Genomic DNA, 21,582 nt, shown 5'->3' with positions numbered 1-21,582 from the left:
AAGCCGAAGGAGGATTCCTGTGCGGCATCTTGATAAGAGTATCGAAGCTTTAACCGAGTCCTATACCACATACGGCCTCGTGAATTTCTCAGGCGGTGAACTGCTCCCTTCAACACAGGGAGTTGCGACTATAGTCTCAGGTTTTGAGGAACTCGTTTTCCCCGGCTTCAGGGAAGACGAGGCCGTAGACCGCGACAATCTCCTGCTTGCCACTTCCGAAAAGGTCTATCGCGTAGCGCGGGAACTTATAAAGGAAGTGGAAAAGAGCCTCGCCTTTGCCGCCAAAAGCGGAAACAGCCTCTGGTCAGGAAAAGACAGCTGCCACGAAGACGCAGAGATTATTGTAGAAAATTTCTTCGATGAACTCCCCCAGCTCAGGGTGCTGCTGGCCGACGACATCAGCGCCGCCTTCAGGGGCGATCCCGCAGCCAAAAGCATCGAAGAGGTGATAGTCTCCTACCCCGGCTTTGAAGCCATAGCCGTCCACCGTTTTGCCAACTTCTTCTGGAAAGCCGGTGTCCCCCTTATCCCCCGGATGATGAGCGAGCTTGTCCACAGCCAAACCGGCATAGACATACACCCGGGCGCCGAAATCGGCGAATCCTTCTTCATCGATCACGGTACGGGCATAGTCATAGGCGAAACCACCATCATCGGCAAAAACGTCAAACTCTACCAGGGCGTTACCCTGGGCGCCCTGTCGGTCAAAAAAATCGAAGCCAACCACAAACGCCACCCCACCATCGAAGACGACGTAACTATCTACGCCAACGCCACCATTCTGGGGGGCGAGACCGTCATAGGCCGGGGTTCCATCATAGGCGGCTCGGTCTGGATCACCGAATCAGTACCCCCGGATTCCACGGTTTATCTGAAAACCGGGGAGCAGGTGGTGAGGCCGAAGAAGTAGGGGAGAGGGCTGTACGCCTATTTCTGCTTCAGCTTGGCGCGGATTTGCTCGGCGGTGTAGCCCTGGTCCATCAGGGAGAGGATATCCTCACGGCCTTCTTCTATCCCGCTTTGCCTAGCGCCATACATGCCTGACCGGTAGTCTAAATCGGCCTTTTCGCGGAATAGGGCGCGGGCCCATTGTTCATAGTCCCGGTTCATCTTCTTTATTGCCTGTTCTGCACGCATGCTTCCTACCTCCTAGAACTGGACCTTTCCGGGAAATACGTAAAATTAAAGAAGAAAATCTGGTAGACCCGTTTCATACTCCGGTAATAATGGCCTTTATATCCCTGGTCCGAAACAAGGCGGGAGGCGTAGAAAATGGCGCGGTTTTTAAGGTCTTCGCCGGAATTATTCATCTGCATCTCAATGTCCGCCTGTTCGTTGTTGTTAAAGGTAACATGGACATCAAGCATGGCTGTTTTGCCTTCGAGGAACTCGGGGAGTATCTCGGGGTTTTGAACTTTTGCATCCTTTACGGGCCTGTGGATGCAGCTTGAGAGGAGGGACTGCCGGGCCAGGCGGCTGTCTTCGTTATCCCCTGAAAGGAGTGCTTTAAACACCACGTCCAAAGTAACATCCAGGAGTTTGCCTTCGGCGGCGTTGGCTTTGGCCTGCCGCATGATTTCCGGGTCGTACCGGACTTTGTGAAAGAATGGTTTCATGCGTCACTGCGCTCCGTTTACCTATATATGGCATTGGGATGCATGGCGCTTCATTTTTTCTGCGTTTTTTTTAAAAAGCTTAAAAAAAGTGATAATCAGGCCCAGGGATTTTGACAGGCCAGCCCTTTTATATCAGCAAAATCCTTTACGTTTCTTGTTAGTAACGTGAAGTGATAATTCAGGCAAGTTGCGGCTATGAGGGAATCCAGTACCGGCAGCGTCCTGTTATGGGAACCGGCCAGGCGCCCCCATTCAGTAAAAATTGGTTGATCAAGGTTTATGATATTTCCATCGAACCAATGGCAAATTTTTTCAGACCAAGCGGATAATTGATTTTTTTTGTTAATGTCAGATGCCATCTCAATGCCTTTTGCAATTTCGCCAAGGGAAACAACACTGATGTAAAGCGATGACTGGGTCAATGAATTCATAAATGTAACAACGCCGGGATTTGGCAGTTTTTTTCCGAGTTCGGAAAGCACATTGGTATCAACCAGGTAATTCAAGACGCGTTCCCCGTTCTTCTGTTGTTTTATCGCGTATAAAATCGGGCGCATTGCCGTCATCAAGGGAACCGCAAAGAAACCCGGCAAGGTTCGTTTTGGGCGCCGTAAGTTTTTGGTATTCCCGGCATGACAGAATGACGACCGTCTCTTTCCCGCGAACCGTAATGGTTTGCGGCGTATTCCCGGCGCGTTCTACGATGTGGCTCAATTTATTTTTGGCAGTGTAAAGCTGCCATGTATCCGTTTCTTTCATCTAGACAGTCTAGCCTGTTAGCGGAAAAATGTCAAGTTCGCGGACGTTGATTTTTTCTTAAACCGCCTGATTTCTCACTTTTACAGCAGCAAGATACTCACCGAACAACTTAAACGCGGCGAAAGCTGGAGCAGGGCGGAACGGGTAATCAGTATTATTATTATGGATGACATACTGGTTCCGAGGAGGGAAATTATTATAATAGATATGGATTATATAACCGGGAAAGCGGAAAGCAGTTTACGAACCTGGTCGAAATCAATATTTTGGAGCTGCCGAAACTGCCCAAAAGTGATAGCGGGTTTTTATATCCATTTTCTCCAAATTTTGACGATCTATATCTAACTATATGAGCTTTCCTGGATTCACGCCGGGACTTATTCATTCCTAAAGTACCTCAAAACCCGGGTTTTAAGAGGCCGATAATAAAAGGGGAATCTCTGGCAAAGGCTCAAAATTTACCCTTTTCCCTGGAGGAGTAGGGTTTTTTCTCTATATTTGATATACTATAGGTAAGTGATGGAAAGAATAATGAAGAAGTCTGGGATATTTACTGTTATACTCATGTTTTGCGCTGCCGCTATTGGTTCCGGTATTGATAGTACTTTAGCAGGGACACTTCCCCAGCCATATTTTATACAGGATATGTTTAGATGAAGAAACTCTGGATTGCCGTTGTATTTGGTATATTTTTCGCGAATTTCGCCTTGTGGGGAGTCGATTTTGAATGGAGAGGAACCACAGACGATGTTTGGGCTACCCCAGGTAATTGGTACGGCGGCATCGCTTATACGGCAGCAGATGGCAATAACTTAATAATTAACACTACTAGCGGCACAGGTACGAATCCAAATGTACCTTCATCTCTTGTCGTCAACGGCAATCTGACAATAAGCGCCGGAGTGCTAAGCGTGGCTAATCTGACAGTCAGCGGGGATTTGATTAACTCTGTGGGCTCCGGAGGGCTTGTGGTGTCTACGCTATTAACCCTGAACGGTACCGGAGCGCAGAACATAACCCTCAGTGGTACAACAGACATTATGAATGTGACGGTAAACAAGACGGGCAGTACCATAGCGACGCTTATGACCGATCTCACTGTTACAGGAACTGTATTATTGCTAAATACAAATGACGGGGCGCTTGGCATTGGGGTTCACAAGGTTTCCGGCACAAATATCATTCAGGACGGCGGGGTTATTACTAGCGCGGGGGGAACCTTGAGCGCTGCCACTGCTGTAACTCAGAGCAACAGCGCTTACATTAGCGGAGGCGATGTCACTATTGATGTCGGCAGCGACGGGATAGTGTTGGAGGGATATGGTATCGTAGGGAATACGGTGGTACTTAAAAGCGCAGGGCCTGTAACACAAAGCGGCACTGGGGCCATTGCCGCAGTCACGCTGGAACTTGGGGGCGGCGGAGACTTTACCCTTGAACTTACAGACAACGATATAACTACTCTGCAAACATCGGGAACAGCGCCAAGTGCGATAAGCTATACCGATATAGGCGGGTTTGAGATAGGAAGCGCGCTAAGCTCATTAGGAAGTATAGTCCTGACCACTGGCGGGGCGTTAACGCAGAGCGGAATAATAAGCGGGACGACACTAACGGTAAACGCGCAGGACGGAATAACACTGAGCGGGAATAATACGATAACAGTGAGCGCGGAACTGAATAATACCGAGGGAACACCCACGGGGGATATAGAATTTACGAATGCGTCGGGGGGAGCCCTGTCTCTTACTGCGGTCAATGAAACCAGCGGTGGGGCCGTAGAGGTAACGGAGAGCGGGACCCTGTCTGTAACGGGAGTAACGTCTGATGCCGGGACGGTAACGCTGACAGGGGACGACGGGATAAGCGGGAACGGGGATATTACAGCAGCAGGAGCGCCTATAGAGCTGACCTCAAGCGGAGGCGCGGTACACGAGACAGGAATAATAAGCGGGACGACACTAACGGTAAACGCGCAGGACGGAATAACACTGAGCGGGAATAATACGATAACAGTGAGCGCGGAACTGAATAATACCGAGGGAACACCCACGGGGGATATAGAATTTACGAATGCGTCGGGGGGAGCCCTGTCTCTTACTGCGGTCAATGAAACCAGCGGTGGGGCCGTAGAGGTAACGGAGAGCGGGACCCTGTCTGTAACGGGAGTAACGTCTGATGCCGGGACGGTAACGCTGACAGGGGACGACGGGATAAGCGGGAACGGGGATATTACAGCAGCAGGAGCGCCTATAGAGCTGACCTCAAGCGGAGGCGCGGTACACGAGAGCGGAATAATAAGCGGGACGACACTAACGGTAAACGCGCAGGACGGAATAACACTGAGCGGGAATAATACGATAACAGTGAGCGCGGAACTGAATAATACCGAGGGAACACCCACGGGGGATATAGAATTTACGAATGCGTCGGGGGGAGCCCTGTCTCTTACTGCGGTCAATGAAACCAGCGGTGGGGCCGTAGAGGTAACGGAGAGCGGGACCCTGTCTGTAACGGGAGTAACGTCTGATGCCGGGACGGTAACGCTGACAGGGGACGACGGGATAAGCGGGAACGGGGATATTACAGCAGCAGGAGCGCCTATAGAGCTGACCTCAAGCGGAGGCGCGGTACACGAGACAGGAATAATAAGCGGGACGACACTAACGGTAAACGCGCAGGACGGAATAACACTGAGCGGGAATAATACGATAACAGTGAGCGCGGAACTGAATAATACCGAGGGAACACCCACGGGGGATATAGAATTTACGAATGCGTCGGGGGGAGCCCTGTCTCTTACTGCGGTCAATGAAACCAGCGGTGGGGCCGTAGAGGTAACGGAGAGCGGGACCCTGTCTGTAACGGGAGTAACGTCTGATGCCGGGACGGTAACGCTGACAGGGGACGACGGGATAAGCGGGAACGGGGATATTACAGCAGCAGGAGCGCCTATAGAGCTGACCTCAAGCGGAGGCGCGGTACACGAGACAGGAATAATAAGCGGGACGACACTAACGGTAAACGCGCAGGACGGAATAACACTGAGCGGGAATAATACGATAACAGTGAGCGCGGAACTGAATAATACCGAGGGAACACCCACGGGGGATATAGAATTTACGAATGCGTCGGGGGGAGCCCTGTCTCTTACTGCGGTCAATGAAACCAGCGGTGGGGCCGTAGAGGTAACGGAGAGCGGGACCCTGTCTGTAACGGGAGTAACGTCTGATGCCGGGACGGTAACGCTGACAGGGGACGACGGGATAAGCGGGAACGGGGATATTACAGCAGCAGGAGCGCCTATAGAGCTGACCTCAAGCGGAGGCGCGGTACACGAGAGCGGAATAATAAGCGGGACGACACTAACGGTAAACGCGCAGGACGGAATAACACTGAGCGGGAATAATACGATAACAGTGAGCGCGGAACTGAATAATACCGAGGGAACACCCACGGGGGATATAGAATTTACGAATGCGTCGGGGGGAGCCCTGTCTCTTACTGCGGTCAATGAAACCAGCGGTGGGGCCGTAGAGGTAACGGAGAGCGGGACCCTGTCTGTAACGGGAGTAACGTCTGATGCCGGGACGGTAACGCTGACAGGGGACGACGGGATAAGCGGGAACGGTATAATAACTGGTATGAATCTGACGGTAGATTCCGCAGGTGCGATAGATCTGGATAATACCACAAACGAAGTAGATACATTTACGGTAACCGGGGCAGGCGGAGATGTAGACTTCAAGAACGGCCAGGCGTTAGCTATAGGCGGTGTAAGTGCGGTAGGATCACTAAATGTAAATGCAAGTGGAACAATAACGGTAAACGGTGCAATAGGAACCAGTGGCGCGCGTGTAGGAAATGTTACTCTAATTGCAACAAATAACGGTGAAGTGACAATAAGTTCCGGTGGTATAGCAAGCAACGGGACAGTGGATATAACCGCAAACGGACCAATATCGGTAAGTGCGGACATAAATACCAACTACACAGGATCAGTCCGGGCAGTAAAAATAGAAACAAATAATGCTGCTCCTCTTAATAATGCTATTATATTTTCCAATGGTGCCCTGGCAGCCGAAACCTTGACTATTATCGCCGGGCCGGATAGTGGAAGCGGTGATCTAACAATAGGTCCGAGTTCAACGATAGCTGTTACTGGTATAGCAGATGAATCAATAGTAATTCAAGCGAATAATGTGAGTGGAACCGGAAGTACTCATGCCACCGCCGGGAATATCTATTTGGAGCTGGATGATCTTACAGGTAGTTATGCCGCTATGTCCGCTACAGGACCAGCCCCCGGGGGACATATTTATATTAGTTCCCGGGGAGCAAGGGATATAATTTATTATTCCGGAACATTCCCCTCAGCGGATACCCATCTTCCCGGTTCTGCCGCTAAAATTAATTCAGCAGCAACGGGAGCGCAGGTTTTCTTAAAGACCAAGAGTAATAAAAGTATCTATTTTGTAAATGTTTCAGATGCCACAGCCAAGACGCTGGAGGCGGATAGTACTTTAGGAACCGGCGGCTTTATAGAATTTTACAATTCTTTTAGCTATACCGGTCCTACTGTCAACCATCTTACTTTAAAACCCGGTTCGGGTAATGTTCGTTTCTGGGCGCTACTCGATGTCTCGGGCACAGCCACAATCAATATGGGGGATGCTGCATACTTTACTACGACATCCCCGTTAACAATTCTACGGGGAAGTGGAAACATCACTGCCGCCGGGATTAATCTTGTTTCTGTTGAGGGGACCGCCGGACAAAATAATGATTTAACCCTGGATTCCAAAAATACCAGTACCAGTTTGCATATAAACGTGAACGGTGATATGGGAACCACCTCTCTCGGTCTGGGTGATATAACAGTTAGTAATGCAGCTGATGCAGCTTTCGAAAACGCTGTTTACGCCGCCAGCTTTACCCAAGCCGCAGGATCAGGTGCAACAACCTTTAATAGTACTCAGAATTATGGCGGCTCCTTTGCGTTTACCGGAACGGATCTTTCGGTTAATAATACAATGACGGCCGGGACAACGATAACGATTCCCAATGCCGTGAATGTGACCTTTGGCGTCAGTGCGGCGGTTGCTGCCGTCAGCTTTACCCAAGCTGCGGGAACTGGAACAACGGCCTTTAACGGAATACAGAATTATACCGGCGACTTTGCGTTTACCGGTAACGATTTGACCTTGAATAATACTCTGACCACCACAGGTTCAATAACTCTTGACAATAGTGGTACCCTCAGTGTAAATACAGGAGCGACTATTAGTTCCGGGGACGTTTTTTCCCAAATCAATTCCGGAGGAACCAATCAGATAGGGGCAAATATCACTACGACAAATGTTGTATCCGCAAAAGCCGAAATCACTTTTGCCGCTCCTTTAACTTTAATTGATAATGTTATCTTGAATTCTGCAGGCAGCGGAGGAAGTATTAGCTTACAGACAGTGGATGATGTTGTACCAGGAGGAAATCTTGGACTTACCAATGGTGCAGGAACCATTACACTGAACGGGAATATTGTTATAAACGGTACCTTTACCCAGACCGGCGCAGGGCCTATTGCGCTGGCAAACACTGCTGCCAATATTATCACTGCCGCCGGTATTACTATCGAAGGACCAATTACCGGTGCGGGCAAAAATCTGATCCTTGATACCGGCGCCGCAGGAGATATTGTCGTATTCGGTGCGATAGGTGGAACCGGCGTGAGCCGGCTTGGAGCCATTACCGTTTCCAACGCAGAAGATGTTACATTTAACGCGGGGGTAAGGGCTGAAAGTTTCGCCCAGACCATCGGAACGGGAATGACGACGTTCGAGGGAACTCAGGATTATTCCGGGAGTTTTGTTTTTGGAACAGCATCAACTAGCGGGGTAAACCTAACAGTAAACAATACCCTGATAACCGGTACCACTATTTATATTAAAGATACCGGAACTTTTGCAGTGGGTAATTACGGTGATATTCAGCCCGGTACTACCTTGACCATTAGCGGAACCACCACAAATACCGGGACCATTACAGCAGGAGAAACAGGCATTTATACAGAGGTAATCATCTTTAATGGCAATTATTCAGGAGCCGCTGGTTATCTGAATGGTAATAACCGTGTGCCTCTCACTGGCGACCCTGAAGATGCCATCGTCTTTAATGGCCAGATTGCTGATCTGGGTATTTTTTACCACCGTCATAATACCATTGTACTCCGTGGTGACTATATTGTTCCTATGAGTGAAATACAAACATTCCAGCATAACGTAGCATCCCCCCTGGGCAATGTTATTATCGAAAATAGAAGCGAACCGACAGCGCCAGCCACTACACATCCAAATATTGTTCAGCTTACCGGTGATGTAATTCAGATGGATGCTATGACTTTGGAAATAAAGCCTGAAACCCTTACGAGTCCGGCTAACGAACTTCATCTTTCTATCGGAACCGCATCCCCATCGCCTTCTTTTTCCTGGCAGATGGGTGGAACTGTTATTACGGCTCCTGCAACAACGCCTGCTTTTTCAAAAGGATTTATAGGGCTCAATGGAACATTGATTATGGATAAAGGCGCTATACTCCAAACTGAGGATTTTTATAATGCTCCTGCTGCCAATCATAAAATTGAAATAAATGAAGCAAATAAAATAATAGCTAGGGGTAATGTTTTTATAAATTATGACTTTGATACAGGCGCTTCGCCTAATGGAATAAAAGACCTTACCCTTGTCATGAATAGCACTGCCGCAAAACAATTACGGGTACGCGAAAATATCGCCTCTCCATTTATACCCCAGGTTACCTTAGGCAATCTTGTTGTTGAAGATGATTCAAAAGCAATTATTTTTACCAATACGGTCTTTAAGGGCAGTATAACCATAGGGAATAATGCAGAGCTTGGGACCAATTCCGTAATCCCCCCGCTTCCTTATTCTGCAGCTTATTACCCCCGCATTATTGTCAACGAAAACTGGATCCAAAAATCCGGGGGAAAATTTAATTACAATAAAAGCATGGTAGAAATTGGAGATTCTTCATATACCGGAGCCGCTGTAAGCCATACAATCAGCGGAGACACAACCTGGTGGATTCTTGCCTGCCATGAGAACAAGGCAATACTAAAATTTTCAAACTGGGTAGATGCTGCTACAGCCGGACATACTATTTATGGCGGCCTCTTTATAGCACCCAATACAATGGATCTATTTCCAGATCACAGTACAGCCATTACCTTGACCAGGGAAAATGACAAAAATGAGGCCAATACAGGGGTTTATCCAAATTCACCTCAATGGCTTCCGCCTAATGACGCCAATGAACATTTCTGGCTTTTTTCATTAAACCCAAGCGCGGAAATGATAATAAACCATCTTGAGATTTTTTATAGTTATTCGGCTACTAAAATCCCGGTGCCCTCCGAATCCGATGGCTCCGGAAATTATTATATTTCCGCCTTCCCATATGTATTGATAGATAAAATCAATATAGGCAATGACCCTGTGCTTATAGATCCTCTTGAGCCTGATCCTGCCAAAAGAAATTATGCCCACCTTACTGCGCCTGACAACCGTTTTAATGTTAACTGGTTTATAATTAATAATTTCTTTTATTCCTTTACTGAAGATTCAAACCATAATGGAAGAATAGACAGGATACGCCTACAGTCCGCATTTGATCTTAACGGGGATTTTTCTGACTTTGAAATAAATGTCAGAAACAAGCATACCGGTGAGCCGTATAAAGTTAAAGCCAATGGATACCGGAGGGTAGAAGAGTATATTACTTCTTCTCCTGACCATGATTTGGATTCTATCTATGTGTTTTTGGAAGAAAAACCTTATACAGACTCGGACGTAACTCTTGAATGGGAAATTGTACGCAATACTTCCTTAAAGGATCTTGCTACAGGATATACAATAATTGGAAACCCGCCTCCGCAAAAAGCAAGCGATCCGGCTCAGGATAAAGGGATTACTACGGATACTGCAGCGCCGCGTATAAGTTATGCCCTCGCGATACCGGAACATCCGGAACTATTCTTCCAATTATCCGAAAAGCTTGATTCAAGCGCGGTCCTTTCCGTAAGTGTGAACAGTCCCGCTTCTTCGGGGACTCTTGAATCGCTTGACGCAGATGAATACCGTGAATTCCGCATGGATTTGACTACGGGGTATAGTGTTTCAGACCTTGCCGCAGAAATGCAATATTTTACGCTTCATAATGCAGTAGATCTGGCTGTGCGGGTAGAAGATCTATGCACTCCATCCTCAACGCGGCCTTACTATTTTATGTATCCTCATCCTAAGTATCCTCAAAATTATAATTATGAAGTCAATGGCGGAGCATTCCAGCCTTATAAAATCGTAATAGATACCGACAACCCCGCCGGCATAGTTTATCCGCCTAACAAAACCTATGATATTTCTTCCGGTATTCCGGGTTATGCAACCCATCGTGTTACCGATGTGCTCATTTCCGTGCCCCCTTCGAATGGTACTGATACCCGGTATTTTGTATGGCCTGTATGGGCAAGGTACGATCAGTCCTCCAATGCGAATATTCCTTCGCTAGACGCCGATTCGTTCTGGGGCCAGGATGGTTCGGATACAGGGCTTATTTGGGAATTCACAGGGAAGAAATACCTTGAAGAGCGGGATTCTGTGCTTCAGGCAAGGCTGAACGATAACCTTGCTTCAAGTTCCATAGTTCCGAAAATTGTTTATGATTATAGTGTCAATCAGACTTATAGGACTCAGGGCTTTAACCGGTTGGATCACGGTCTTTGGTTGCCCCGGGATATAGCAATTCCTCCTTCTCCGCCGAATACTGAAACCAATCCTTATTTTACCAATATAGTTCCTTACTTCTGGTTCAACCCTCCTGCCAGATCGCCTGACGGGAATGCGGGAAGCATTCTTTTTCAGTACAAGTTTAGCAAAGATGAACCAAATTATGACAGCGGCAAAATTCTGGACTTCTTTTTCCATCTTTCAGGTTCTCCGGATGATCTTTTTGCAGGCCGTCTCGACATTGCTCCTAAGGCGGCTATCCCCGCCAACTGGTACCGTCTGGTACGCCCCTTTGGTTTTGAGATCCACGATATTACCTTGCAGCGAAGCGGTGTCACTGTTTTGAACAATGTGATAAATCCGAATAACGGTGAATCCGCCTATGTGCAGTACCACCTTGCAAAGGGTGGACAAGTGACTATTCAGGTATTTACTATGGACGGAACCATGGTGGATATCCTCTACCGAGGTTATCGTGAGGCGGGTGAATACCGGGCGGCCTGGAAAGGCACCAACAGGGGAGGCCGCGCTGTTGCCCGGGGTATGTACTTTATCCGTGTGGTGGGTCCGGACATCGACGAAATTCGTAAGGTTATGGTTGTAAAATAATTATGGAAGATAAAAAGAAGTCGGCCTTTGTAGCCGTGGTTGGAAGGCCGTCGGTGGGCAAGTCCACCCTGGTCAATCTGCTGTGCGGCGCAAAGGTTGCCATAGTCAGCTCTGTTCCCCAAACGACAAGGAATGCCATTCGGGGAATTGTCTCAAAACCCGATGGACAGCTTGTCTTTGTGGATACCCCAGGCCGTCATACTTCGGAACGCAAACTCAATAAAAAACTCATGGAAGTTTCTGACCGTGCAGTAGGCGATTCCGAGCTTATCCTTTATGTGCTGGATGCTTCCCGTGCCCCGGGCTCTGAGGAAGAAGCGGTCGCTGAAATGATTAAACCCCTGATCGGCAAAACTATTGTTGCCATTAATAAAATGGATATGCAGGGCGCAAATGCTGAAAAGGCAATAGTGTTTTTACAGGAACAGCTTCCCGATCTTCCCCGTGAACATATTTTCAATATCTCCTGCTTAAAAAAAGAAGGCATTGAACCGCTTTTGGCCTGTCTCTTTGAAATGGCGGAGCCTGGCGATCCTTTTTATCCCGAAGAATATTACACCGATCAGGATATACCTTTCCGCATTGCCGAGATCATCCGTGAAAAGGCCATGAACCGTCTCAGGGATGAGCTGCCTCATTCGCTTTATGTCGAGGTCGCCGACACGGAGTTAAAAGACACAGTAAAAGAAAGCGGGGAGATAGTACAGAAGCTTTGGGTCAGGGCTTTTATCATCACAGAAAGGGAATCCCAAAAAGGCATGGTAGTGGGGAAGGGCGGCGAAATGATCAAGGCAATCCGCCAGGCAGCCCAGAAGGAGCTTAATTCAATATTCGACTGGAAAGTGGAATTGGATCTCAGGGTAAAAACCGGCAAAGATTGGCGTCATAATGACCATGTGCTTCACCGCATTATAGATCGCCAATAATTATTTTTCCAGAAAATTATCAATCTGGCTCAATAGATCATCGTAAATATCAACACAGGGTATGTGGGGATAATCGTCCCGTATTTTTTGCGGCGCCCTGAATAGACAGCCGCCGTCGGATTCCTGTATCATTGCCAAATCGTTAAAAGAATCGCCGGCCGCAAAGACTTCCATATTGAGGGTTTTAAGGGCAGCTACTGCGTGTTTCTTCCCTTCCTTCTGCCTGAGCTTATAACCGGTAATACTGCCGTCTTTTCCGGCTTCGAGGCTATTGCAGAAAAGGGTAGGGTAGCCAAGTTTGGCCATAAGGGGTTTTGCAAACTGCTCAAAGGTGTCCGACAGAATGATGAGCTGGGTTTTTTCCCTGAGGGCCTTGGCAAAGTCAATTGCCCCCGGCAGGGGATCCATAGCGCCTATCACTTTTTGAATATCAGGCAGCTTTAGCTTGTTTTTTTCAAGCAAATCCAGCCTGAATCGCATAAGCTTATCATAATCGGGTTCATCCCGTGTGGTTCGCCGCAGCTCGGGAATTCCCACAGCTTCTGAAAAAGCGATCCATATTTCGGGGACCAATACGCCTTCAAGATCCAAGCACACTATCCGCATAAGATAAACATAGCACAGGGGGAGCTAAGGAAGCAAGTAATGTGGTACAATGCCTTATGATTCAGCTTGATCTGCAAAACCCCTTTGGGGCGCCGGTCTATTTTGAAGAAACTCTCCCAAGTACCATGGATGTGTCCCGCGTTTTGGCTGCCCGGGGCGAACCCCACGGCACGGTTATCGCTGCGGATTTTCAGGAAAAAGGCAGGGGCCGAATTCCCGGACGCCCCTGGAAAATGGACAAGGGCGTCAGCCTTTCGTTTACTTTGTTCTTCGCGTTTAAGGATTTTTTCGCCATTCCCCGGGCCCTTACTCTCCGGACGGGCCTTGCAATATCCCTTGCAATAGAAGATTTTGCCCCTTCCCTTGCAGCAAGGGTTCAGGTCAAATGGCCCAATGATATAATGGTGGATTCCAAAAAGGTTGCGGGTATACTCACCGAAGGGGATGGCAAAAATGTGTTCATCGGCATTGGAGTGAATGTAGGGCAGAAGGAATTTCCCGAAGCCTTGCGGGGTAAGGCGGTGAGTATTTTTCAGGCGCTGGGCGATCAAGAGATACCGGAACGGTTTGATCTGTTAGAGAAGATACTTAAGCATTTATACCTGGAATTAAATAATGCGGCGCCTCCATGGCGGAGCAGCCTTGAAGCTCGCCTTTACAGGAAGGGTGAAATGATCCGCTTTATTGACGGAGCCGCAGAATCAGGGCGGGTGGTGGAAGGCCTGCTTTCCGGCATCGGCCGGGACGGCGAGCTTCTTATAAAGCCCGACGGGGAAAAAGATCCCAGGGCTTTTGTAACCGGGGAATTGGATGTGTATTAATGCAGGAGCTTTTCCAGGGCCAGGGGCGAGAGGCTCTCGCAGATTTGCTCTACCATACATAAATATTCCGGCGTTCCGCCGGCTATGCCGTTTTTGAGAAGCAGGGGGTCAAGATCCTGTTCTTTGGCGCCACGGTATGTTGAAAGCACACAGTATTCGGCGCAGTAGCCTGAGATTATTGGAGTATCGACTTTTTCGAGCTTGAGGAATTCAGCAAGATCCGTTTTGATAAAGCTGTTTTCATAGTGTTTTACTATCTTCTTTTCTGAATCCAGAGGGATGAGGGAATCGAGAAGCTTGAATTTTTCAGTGCCCTGTATTGCATCTGTGCCGTTGTCCTGCTGTATCCATACTACGGCCAGGCCCTTTTTCCTGAAAAGGGCGGCGGCCTTGTTAATGACTTCCGCCGCCTTATCCATGGAAGCAGATGACGGGCCGAAATAGGATGCTTTTTGCATGTCAATGACGAGTAATGCAGGTTTCATAAATCCCCTTATGCTAGACTATAGCTCCTCTTAAGGATACAATAAATCATCATGTTAGACTATCGTTTTATTGTGGACAACCTGGATGCAGTCAAGAAAAATATAGAATCCAGGTATATGAAAGCCGATGCCGATGCTGTGGTCCGCCTTTTTAACCGCCGCACCGAGCTTACAACCAGCCTCCAGGGCCTCCAGCAGCAGCGCAATGCCAATGCCGCAGCCATGAAAGGCAAACTTGAACCTGATGCCCGCAATGCGCTCATCGAAGAAGGCAAGAAGCTCAAGGAAAGCATTGCCGCTTCGGAGGCTGAGCTTTCCGGTGTTGAATCCAGCCTTGAAACCGAGGCCAGGAAGATCCCCAATATGGCCCATCCCGAAGCCCCTCTGGGCAAGGAAGACAAGGATAACCTCGAGGTCAAGCGGGTGGGGGAGCCTACCAAATTTGATTTTGAACCTGCCGATCATGTCAAGCTGGGTCAGGATCTGGACATTATCGATTTTGATTCGGGCACCAAAGTTTCGGGCACCAAGTTTTATTACCTCAAGAATGAAGGGGTCTTCCTCGAACTTGGCCTGGTGCGTTATGCCCTGGATATTTTGCAGAAGAATGGCTTTACCCCCTTTATTACTCCCGATGTTGCCAAAGAGGAGATTCTCGAAGGCATTGGCTTTAACCCCCGGGGGGCTGAGTCCAATGTATACACCATTGAAGGCGAGGATTCCTGTCTCGTGGGTACTGCCGAAATCACTCTCGGGGGCTATTATTCCAATATGATACTCCCCAAAGAAAAACTCCCCCTGCGCATGGCAGGCCTTTCCCATTGTTTCCGCAGGGAAGCGGGGGCAGCCGGCCAGTTCTCCAAGGGTCTTTATCGGGTACATCAATTCACCAAGCTCGAAATGTTTGTCTACTGCCTCCCCGAAGAGTCCGGCAAATTCCACGAGGAACTCCGGGGTGTGGAGGAAGAAATTTTCTCGGGGTTGGAAATTCCCTTCAGGGTAGTGGATACCTGCACAGGCGACCTTGGCGCCCCCGCATACCGCAAATGGGATCTTGAAGCCTGGATGCCCGGACGGGCAAATCCGCCCTCGCGCAACGGCGGCGAATGGGGGGAGGTTACTTCCACTTCCAATTGCACCGATTACCAGGCGCGGCGGCTCAATATCAAGTACAAGGATGATGAAGGCAAAAACAAATTCGTCCACATGCTCAACGGGACTGCCATTGCCATTTCCCGGGGCATTATCGCAGTGCTTGAAAATTTCCAGCAGGCCGATGGCTCGGTGAAACTGCCTAAAGCCCTGGTTCCCTACTGCGGCTTTGATGTTATCAAAAAGAAATAGAGGATAAAATGCAGACAAGAAAAAGTGTAATAATGCTTCTTGCAGCTCTTCTGGGGTTGTCTGTTTTTTCCTGCCAGTCCCTAAGCGGAATACTGCAGGAGCCAAAACTTTCAGTCAAATCCGTTGATCTTGCAGGCATTAGTCTTAAGGGTGTAGACCTTATCTGCCGTATTAATGTGGAGAACCCCAATGGCTTTGATATTCCCTTCCCCAAGATTGACTGGAAAGTGTTTGTCAATGAAGCTTCCTTTGTAAACGGAATTCTGAACCAGGGTACGAAAATAACAAAACGCAATACTGTTACAGTTGATGTCCCCTTTAGCGTTACTTACGAGGGTCTCTATAAAACCTTTACGAGCCTGTGGGAAACCAAAGAGGCCGCTTATAATATAGCCCTGGGCATAAGCTTTCCTCTTCCCGTATTGCAGGATAAAGTTTATAACCTTGATTTTTCAGGGGTTCTGCCCCTTTTGCAGCTGCCTAAACTCAGCCCGGGCTCTATCCGTATCGGGAAGATTGATTTTTCAGGCATTGAACTTGCCTGCGGTTTCAATGTTGACAACCCCAATAATTTCCCCATACCCTTCCCCAAGGTGGACTGGGAATACGGGGTCAATGGCGCAACCCTGCTCACGAGCAGTATTGTTGCGGGCAAAGAAATTGCGGCCAATGCGAAGGGCCAGGCCGATATCAACGTAAGCTTAAAATATGAAGATGTTATAAAAGCGATTGGGTCTTTGGGCAATTCAGGTGAAGCAAAATCGCTCATGTCTTTGGTAAGCTCCCTTTCTGTACCGGGTCTTGAGGATGTAAAAGATATGCTTGATATTCCCGGGCTGCTTCCCATATTGCAAAAGCCCAATGTTGCAGTAAAAGGCATCAACATAAAGAATTTAGGTTTGCAGAAACTGGAATTTGTCATCAACTGGGAAGTGGAAAATAAAAACAGTTTTGCCATGGACATCGGCAAATTCAACTATAACTTTAAGGTGAATAACAATAATTGGGCCCAGGGTTTTTTGGAAACCCCTCCGAAGCTTAAGCCAAATACTAAAACCGCCATTCCCCTTTCGGTTACTATTTCTTCACTTGACATGGTAAAAGATCTTGTGGGCATAATCAGCGCCGGAACCAGCGTAAATTACAGCTGCCTGGGCGATATGAGTCTCCTGAGCGACTTCCCAGGTTTGGACAAGCTGGAATTGCCCCTTAATTTGACAGGCAGCACCAGGTTGGTGAGATAAAGGCATGAGGGCTTGACAATTTTCTTTGCTTATGCAAGGATATTTTAAGGAAATTATGGAAAGCTTCAACATGGCAGAATCAGTCTCAACCCTCACAGGGGCTTACTTTTATTATTACTATTATTTTCCTCTGCCCAAAAGGAACCATGCTTAAGTTATAAACTTAAGCCAACCTTGGTTATTCAGGGAGGTTCCCGGGCAATGCCCTCGAACCTCCCCTTTTTTATGTCCAAATTTTAGAGGCGAAAGCCTAAAGGGGTTGTGTTATGATAATTGCGATTAAGAGAGGGGCTTCCAGCGAGGAAGTGAAAGAATTCTCAGCCAATCTGGAGAAAAAAGGTGTAAAGATCCATCTTTCCGAAGGGGCCATTCAGACCATCATCGGCCTTGTGGGCGATACTACCGGCATAGACGCTGAAGCCCTCCAGGCCCACCACCTTGTGGAAAAGGTCATTCGGGTTCAGGAGCCTTACAAGCGGGCAAACCGGCTTTTCCATCCCGAGGATTCGCGGCTGGACATAGCCCTTGAGGCAGGGGGTGTTCAAAGCATAGGGGGCGGAAAACTCGGCATCATAGCGGGCCCCTGTTCTGTAGAAACCAGGGAACAGATAGTGGAAGTCGCTGTGGCGGTTAAGAAAGCCGGCGCAGGCTTCCTTAGGGGAGGGGTCTTCAAGCCCCGCACTTCGCCTTACAGTTTTCAGGGCCTGGGCTTCGAAGGCCTCGATCTGCTCTTGGAAGCCAAAAAGGCTTCAGGCCTCCCTATAGTGACGGAACTCATGGCCATACATCAGCTGGAACTTTTCGATCCTGTTGATATCATCCAGATCGGCGCGAGGAATATGCAGAATTTCACCCTCCTCAAAGAGCTTGGCCATTGCCGCAAGCCAATACTGTTAAAGCGCGGCTATGCCTGTACCGTTACCGAATTGCTTATGGCGGCTGAATACATCATGGCAGGCGGCAACGACAGAATCATACTCTGCGAGCGGGGCATACGCACTTACGACACTTACACCCGCAATACCCTGGATCTTGCGGCAATCCCCTTCCTCAAAAAACAAAGCCATCTTCCGGTCATTGTAGACCCCAGCCACGGCACTGGCTTTTCCTGGATGGTGCCGGCCATGGCAAAGGCCGCTATTGCAGCCGGCGCCGACGGCCTCATCATAGAAGTGCACAACAACCCCGAGAAAGCCCTGTGCGACGGCGAGCAATCTATCACGCCTGCGGCCTTTGCTGAACTCATGGAGGTTCTGCGGAAATATGCGGCGATAGAAGGAAAAACAATATGAAGCCCATCGAAGAGTGCACTATAGGCATAGTGGGCCTGGGTCTCATGGGCGGGGCTGTTGCTATGGCTTTGCGCCACTGCGGGGCTGCATCTCCGGATCATCTCATAGCCTGCGACAAGGATGAAGAAACTTTGGCACTGGCCTTGGCGCAGGGGGTTATTGACGAAGGTTTTGCAACACCAGGGGAAATTGTTAAGCGCAGCGATTTTATTTTTCTCTGTTTAAATCCTTCGACGCTGCTTAAGTTTTGGGAAAGTTGGGCTGCTTTTTTTAAAAGTGGGGCGCTTATTACCGATATTGCAGGGATTAAAGTGAATATCGTTGCTGCCTTGGAAAAAAACCTGAGGCCCGATTTGGATTTTATCCCCGGGCATCCCATGGCAGGATCTGAGAAGGGGGGCTTTGCCAATGCCGGACATTGCAATTTTAAGGGCAAGAACTATATACTCACCCCCCTCAAACGGAACAAACCAGAGAACCTTGAGTTTGTGAAAAATCTGCTTTATCGTATGGGCTTTGGCAGAATTACTGAAACTACGCCGGAAGAGCATGACAGGAAGATCGCGTTTACATCCCAGCTCTGCCATGTAATCGCGGCAGCCCTCATTGACTGCGAACAGGATACACAAATTACCCGATTCGGCGGGGGCAGTTTTGAAGACCTTACCCGCATTGCCATGCTCAATGCATCCATGTGGTCTGAAATTTTCATCGAAAATAAAAGCGAGCTGATAAAACGCATTGAACAGTTTGAAGGCAGCCTTGACGCTTTAAAAGCGCTCATCGCCAATGGATCTGCCCATGAGCTTGAAGCCCGCCTGGGTGCGGTGAGGGAGCGGCGTACGATTATGAAAGGCTAGATGATGTCTTTCCTGTTTCCTGCCTCTGTTGCTGCCCTGATTGCTTCGGAGAACTCTGCGCCTTTGGCAAAAAGCCCATGCATATTCAGTATGAGTGCTGCTTCCCCCGCTCCTTTGGCAAGGCCCGAAACTTCCGCCAGCGCAGCTTCGGCAGCCTCCCTGGTTTGGGGAAGATTTTTTTCTTTGAGGTGGCAATAGAGGGCAGCCCCTGCGCCTGCCGAAATAAAACCGGGACTAATGCCCATGGCGTTGCAGCAATTAATGGCGCCTATGAGCCTGTCATTGGGGCCGAGCTTGCGTACCGTATCCCCGCCGACCCTGGCACAGGTGTCGCCCAGGGCTTTGTTGGAAAAACGGCTTAAAAGATCCTTAATATGAAAGTAAATATCTTCAATGGGGATTTTAAATTTTGCTGAAAGTGCCAGGGCGCTTTCCATCATTGCATTCTGGGCAATATAGAGTATGTCGCCCCGTTTAACCGTTTCGTAAATAAAGGTATCAGACTTAAGCATCCCCAGGTAGGCACAAATAGCGTGACCCATGTTGTGAATAAAAAGTTTGCGATGTATATAAAAATCGAAGCAGCCAAAGGGCTTCATGTTTTTAATTTCCGGAATCTCGCCCTTAAAGGCATCTTTGTCCACAGGCAGGAAGCCGTAATGTTCAGTACAAACCCGCAAGGGATTTCCGTCCTGCATCGCTTCGGTCTGTATGGGAACCATGCGCCCTATGGAAGCTTCCACAAGCCCGACACGTTCATTAAAAAGCTTTGTTCCTTCAGTATCCAATTTTTCTTTGATGAGCCTTTCAAGGAGCTTGTTTGCGTCAATGAGATTTTCGCAAATGATGATATTGAGAGGAGCCGTTGTTTTTGAAAATCTGTTCCGTATCCCCTCAGCGAGGACAGGCGCAATAAAGGGGAGTACCCTCACCCCAACTGCAGTTGCCATGATGTCGGCCCCTGCTATAGCCTCGGCTGCTTTTTGAATATCCCTGCCGTTTATCGCCTTTACCCCTTCAACCCAAACATCCTCATGGCCGGAGGAAGAGAGCAGCCTTACAGGGTATTTCCCTTCCCGGTTAATGGCGTCGATGACAGGCTCAGCCACATCAATAAAAGTAACTTCATAACCCGACGCAGCAAAAAGCTGGCCTATAAAACCCCTGCCTATATTGCCGGCGCCGTACATCACTGCTTTCATGATATCCCCTTAAAAAGAAGCTCTGAGTGTTTTCAATACGGAAACAGGTTTCATACCCTCTGTTGCCCCGGGCGCCGAGAGGGAAGCAGCCGCAGCGGCATTGCCAAGTTCAAGCCCTGCTTCAAGGCTTCCGCCCTGGCTCGCCGCATAGAGTACCCCTGAACAGAAAGCGTCGCCCGCGCCGACCTTTCCTTTGATATATCCCGGGGGGAGATTTATGGTAGGGGACTCTTTGCAGGAACCTTTGCCGTCAATGCCGTAACCGCCTTCGGGGCTGTGGATGACAGCCCAGGTTGAAACGCCAAAGTTCATTATTTTTTCGAGGGCCCTGGGGATATTGTTTTTGATAAGCCCGCCTGAGGCATCCCGCAGCTCAACCCCTGTAACCTGGCCGGCTTCAACTTCATTGATAACGCAATAATCCGCATATTTAAGGGAAGGCGGCACCAGGCGTTTAAAACGGTCTCCGGCTTCGCTCACCACGTCTATGGAAGTCTTAATCCCCCGCTCTTTGGCATGGCAGAGGAGACGCGCCATCTTTGTGCCGTATTCGGCATCTTCAGAATCCAGGGTGTCAAGGAGCAGTATATAGCCTATGTGCAGAAAGGCAGTGTCTATCTTGTCCCAATTAATGTCCTCTTCGCAGAAGCGGGCATTGGCGCCACGGTAATGGAAGAAGGAACGTTCTTTTGATATTTGATCGGCCATGACTGCGGTAAAAGAAGTTTTCCCCTCTCTTATGACATTTGAAAGATCGATGTTTTTGTGCTTCTTCATCTGATCAAGGATAAAATCCCCCTCAGTATCATTCCCAATTCTTCCAAGGGCAGTAAGGGGAAGGCCGGGGTCCATTAAAGCCAGATCCCCAATAACATTGCAGAGGGCGCCGCCTGAAGCCCGGGTAATCCCTTCTTGTATGGATGTCAGCTCTCCTGGTTTTGGAAGCCCCTGCACCGGGTAGAGTATATCCACGATCATATTGCCGGCAACGCAAATTCCTTTTCTGTTCATATATAA

16 protein-coding genes are annotated in these 21,582 nt (G+C 48.7%); 8 read left to right on the top strand and 8 right to left on the bottom strand.

All coding sequences use genetic code 11. The features are described 5' to 3' along the window. Window positions 1-19: 19 nt before the first annotated feature. Window positions 20-910: a serine O-acetyltransferase EpsC gene (gene epsC, locus TREAZ_RS10730; protein ID WP_015711883.1), complete on the top strand. Its 891-nt coding sequence runs from the start codon at window positions 20-22 to the stop codon at window positions 908-910. Window positions 911-927: 17 nt separating this feature from the next. Here epsC and TREAZ_RS10725 read toward each other — a convergent pair whose 3' ends face one another. The 4 genes from TREAZ_RS10725 to TREAZ_RS10710 all read right to left on the bottom strand — a co-directional run bounded on the left by TREAZ_RS10725 (window position 928) and on the right by TREAZ_RS10710 (window position 2,375). After that, entirely contained in the window at window positions 928-1,137 is a 210-nt protein-coding gene (locus tag TREAZ_RS10725; RefSeq protein WP_015711882.1) for a hypothetical protein, read from the bottom strand. Between the two features lie 5 nt (window positions 1,138-1,142). After that, window positions 1,143-1,616 (bottom strand): Rpn family recombination-promoting nuclease/putative transposase, encoded by a 474-nt coding sequence (locus tag TREAZ_RS10720; protein ID WP_015711881.1) that lies wholly within the window; start codon window positions 1,614-1,616, stop codon window positions 1,143-1,145. A 95-nt stretch (window positions 1,617-1,711) separates the two neighbouring features. After that, window positions 1,712-2,122, bottom strand: coding sequence for a type II toxin-antitoxin system VapC family toxin (locus TREAZ_RS10715; RefSeq protein WP_015711879.1), 411 nt, complete (start codon window positions 2,120-2,122; stop codon window positions 1,712-1,714). Next, window positions 2,106-2,375: a type II toxin-antitoxin system Phd/YefM family antitoxin gene (locus TREAZ_RS10710; protein ID WP_015711878.1), complete on the bottom strand. Its 270-nt coding sequence runs from the start codon at window positions 2,373-2,375 to the stop codon at window positions 2,106-2,108. Before TREAZ_RS10710 ends, TREAZ_RS10715 begins: the two co-directional genes overlap by 17 nt. Before the next feature lie 653 nt (window positions 2,376-3,028). Between TREAZ_RS10710 and TREAZ_RS10700 the strand changes: the two genes are divergently transcribed. After that, window positions 3,029-11,785, top strand: coding sequence for a beta strand repeat-containing protein (locus tag TREAZ_RS10700; RefSeq protein WP_043923053.1), 8,757 nt, complete (start codon window positions 3,029-3,031; stop codon window positions 11,783-11,785). Window positions 11,786-11,787: 2 nt separating this feature from the next. Continuing rightward, window positions 11,788-12,711 carry a GTPase Era gene (gene era / locus TREAZ_RS10695; protein WP_015711874.1) on the top strand — a complete coding sequence of 308 codons (924 nt, stop codon included), beginning with the start codon at window positions 11,788-11,790 and terminating at the stop codon, window positions 12,709-12,711. Here the strand turns inward: era and thrH are convergent, their stop codons facing one another. Then, a complete protein-coding gene (thrH, locus tag TREAZ_RS10690) occupies window positions 12,712-13,317 on the bottom strand; it encodes a bifunctional phosphoserine phosphatase/homoserine phosphotransferase ThrH (protein WP_015711873.1) in 606 nt (201 codons plus the stop codon). It lies immediately after the preceding gene. Between the two features lie 56 nt (window positions 13,318-13,373). Between thrH and TREAZ_RS10685 the strand changes: the two genes are divergently transcribed. After that, window positions 13,374-14,138, top strand: a complete 765-nt coding sequence (locus TREAZ_RS10685; RefSeq protein ID WP_043923052.1) for a biotin--[acetyl-CoA-carboxylase] ligase — start codon at window positions 13,374-13,376, stop codon at window positions 14,136-14,138. On the opposite strand, the gene TREAZ_RS10680 is transcribed toward TREAZ_RS10685, so the two are convergent. After that, on the bottom strand, window positions 14,135-14,623 hold the full coding sequence (locus tag TREAZ_RS10680; RefSeq protein WP_015711871.1) for a cysteine hydrolase family protein: 489 nt from the start codon (window positions 14,621-14,623) through the stop codon (window positions 14,135-14,137). The genes TREAZ_RS10685 and TREAZ_RS10680 overlap by 4 nt on opposite strands. A 51-nt stretch (window positions 14,624-14,674) precedes the next feature. Here TREAZ_RS10680 and serS point away from each other — a divergent pair, with 51 nt between their 5' ends. The 4 genes from serS (at window position 14,675) to TREAZ_RS10660 (ending at window position 19,363) form a co-directional block, all read left to right on the top strand. Continuing rightward, window positions 14,675-15,967, top strand: a complete 1,293-nt coding sequence (gene serS / locus TREAZ_RS10675) for a serine--tRNA ligase (RefSeq protein WP_015711870.1) — start codon at window positions 14,675-14,677, stop codon at window positions 15,965-15,967. Between the two features lie 8 nt (window positions 15,968-15,975). Next, the gene (locus tag TREAZ_RS10670) at window positions 15,976-17,211 is read left to right on the top strand and encodes an LEA/WHy family protein (protein WP_015711869.1); all 1,236 of its coding nucleotides are present in this window, start codon (window positions 15,976-15,978) and stop codon (window positions 17,209-17,211) included. 266 nt (window positions 17,212-17,477) lie between these two features. Further along, window positions 17,478-18,503, top strand: a complete 1,026-nt coding sequence (aroF, locus tag TREAZ_RS10665; RefSeq protein WP_015711867.1) for a 3-deoxy-7-phosphoheptulonate synthase — start codon at window positions 17,478-17,480, stop codon at window positions 18,501-18,503. Next, a complete protein-coding gene (locus TREAZ_RS10660) occupies window positions 18,500-19,363 on the top strand; it encodes a prephenate dehydrogenase (RefSeq protein ID WP_015711866.1) in 864 nt (287 codons plus the stop codon). The genes aroF and TREAZ_RS10660 overlap by 4 nt, the downstream gene beginning before the upstream one ends. On the opposite strand, the gene TREAZ_RS10655 is transcribed toward TREAZ_RS10660, so the two are convergent. Both TREAZ_RS10655 and TREAZ_RS10650 read right to left on the bottom strand, forming a co-directional pair. Further along, window positions 19,360-20,565, bottom strand: a complete 1,206-nt coding sequence (locus tag TREAZ_RS10655) for a mannitol dehydrogenase family protein (protein ID WP_015711865.1) — start codon at window positions 20,563-20,565, stop codon at window positions 19,360-19,362. The genes TREAZ_RS10660 and TREAZ_RS10655 overlap by 4 nt on opposite strands. 9 nt (window positions 20,566-20,574) lie before the next feature. Then, the gene (locus TREAZ_RS10650; RefSeq protein WP_015711864.1) at window positions 20,575-21,576 is read right to left on the bottom strand and encodes a carbohydrate kinase family protein; all 1,002 of its coding nucleotides are present in this window, start codon (window positions 21,574-21,576) and stop codon (window positions 20,575-20,577) included. Window positions 21,577-21,582: the final 6 nt, after the last annotated feature.

It is taken from the genome of Leadbettera azotonutricia ZAS-9 (assembly GCF_000214355.1).
Taxonomy (GTDB): domain Bacteria; phylum Spirochaetota; class Spirochaetia; order Treponematales; family Breznakiellaceae; genus Leadbettera; species Leadbettera azotonutricia.
This window is presented reverse-complemented; position numbering and strand designations above follow the sequence as displayed.

Coding starts and splice junctions, on each gene's coding strand:
- TREAZ_RS10725 (WP_015711882.1), bottom strand. CDS start 1,137: ATGCGTGCAGAACAGGCAATAAAGAAGATGAACCGGGACTATGAACAA.
- TREAZ_RS10720 (WP_015711881.1), bottom strand. CDS start 1,616: ATGAAACCATTCTTTCACAAAGTCCGGTACGACCCGGAAATCATGCGG.
- TREAZ_RS10710 (WP_015711878.1), bottom strand. CDS start 2,375: ATGAAAGAAACGGATACATGGCAGCTTTACACTGCCAAAAATAAATTG.
- TREAZ_RS10700 (WP_043923053.1), top strand. CDS start 3,029: ATGAAGAAACTCTGGATTGCCGTTGTATTTGGTATATTTTTCGCGAAT.
- era (WP_015711874.1), top strand. CDS start 11,788: ATGGAAGATAAAAAGAAGTCGGCCTTTGTAGCCGTGGTTGGAAGGCCG.
- thrH (WP_015711873.1), bottom strand. CDS start 13,317: ATGCGGATAGTGTGCTTGGATCTTGAAGGCGTATTGGTCCCCGAAATA.
- TREAZ_RS10685 (WP_043923052.1), top strand. CDS start 13,374: ATGATTCAGCTTGATCTGCAAAACCCCTTTGGGGCGCCGGTCTATTTT.
- TREAZ_RS10680 (WP_015711871.1), bottom strand. CDS start 14,623: ATGAAACCTGCATTACTCGTCATTGACATGCAAAAAGCATCCTATTTC.
- serS (WP_015711870.1), top strand. CDS start 14,675: ATGTTAGACTATCGTTTTATTGTGGACAACCTGGATGCAGTCAAGAAA.
- TREAZ_RS10670 (WP_015711869.1), top strand. CDS start 15,976: ATGCAGACAAGAAAAAGTGTAATAATGCTTCTTGCAGCTCTTCTGGGG.
- aroF (WP_015711867.1), top strand. CDS start 17,478: ATGATAATTGCGATTAAGAGAGGGGCTTCCAGCGAGGAAGTGAAAGAA.
- TREAZ_RS10660 (WP_015711866.1), top strand. CDS start 18,500: ATGAAGCCCATCGAAGAGTGCACTATAGGCATAGTGGGCCTGGGTCTC.
- TREAZ_RS10655 (WP_015711865.1), bottom strand. CDS start 20,565: ATGAAAGCAGTGATGTACGGCGCCGGCAATATAGGCAGGGGTTTTATA.
- TREAZ_RS10650 (WP_015711864.1), bottom strand. CDS start 21,576: ATGAACAGAAAAGGAATTTGCGTTGCCGGCAATATGATCGTGGATATA.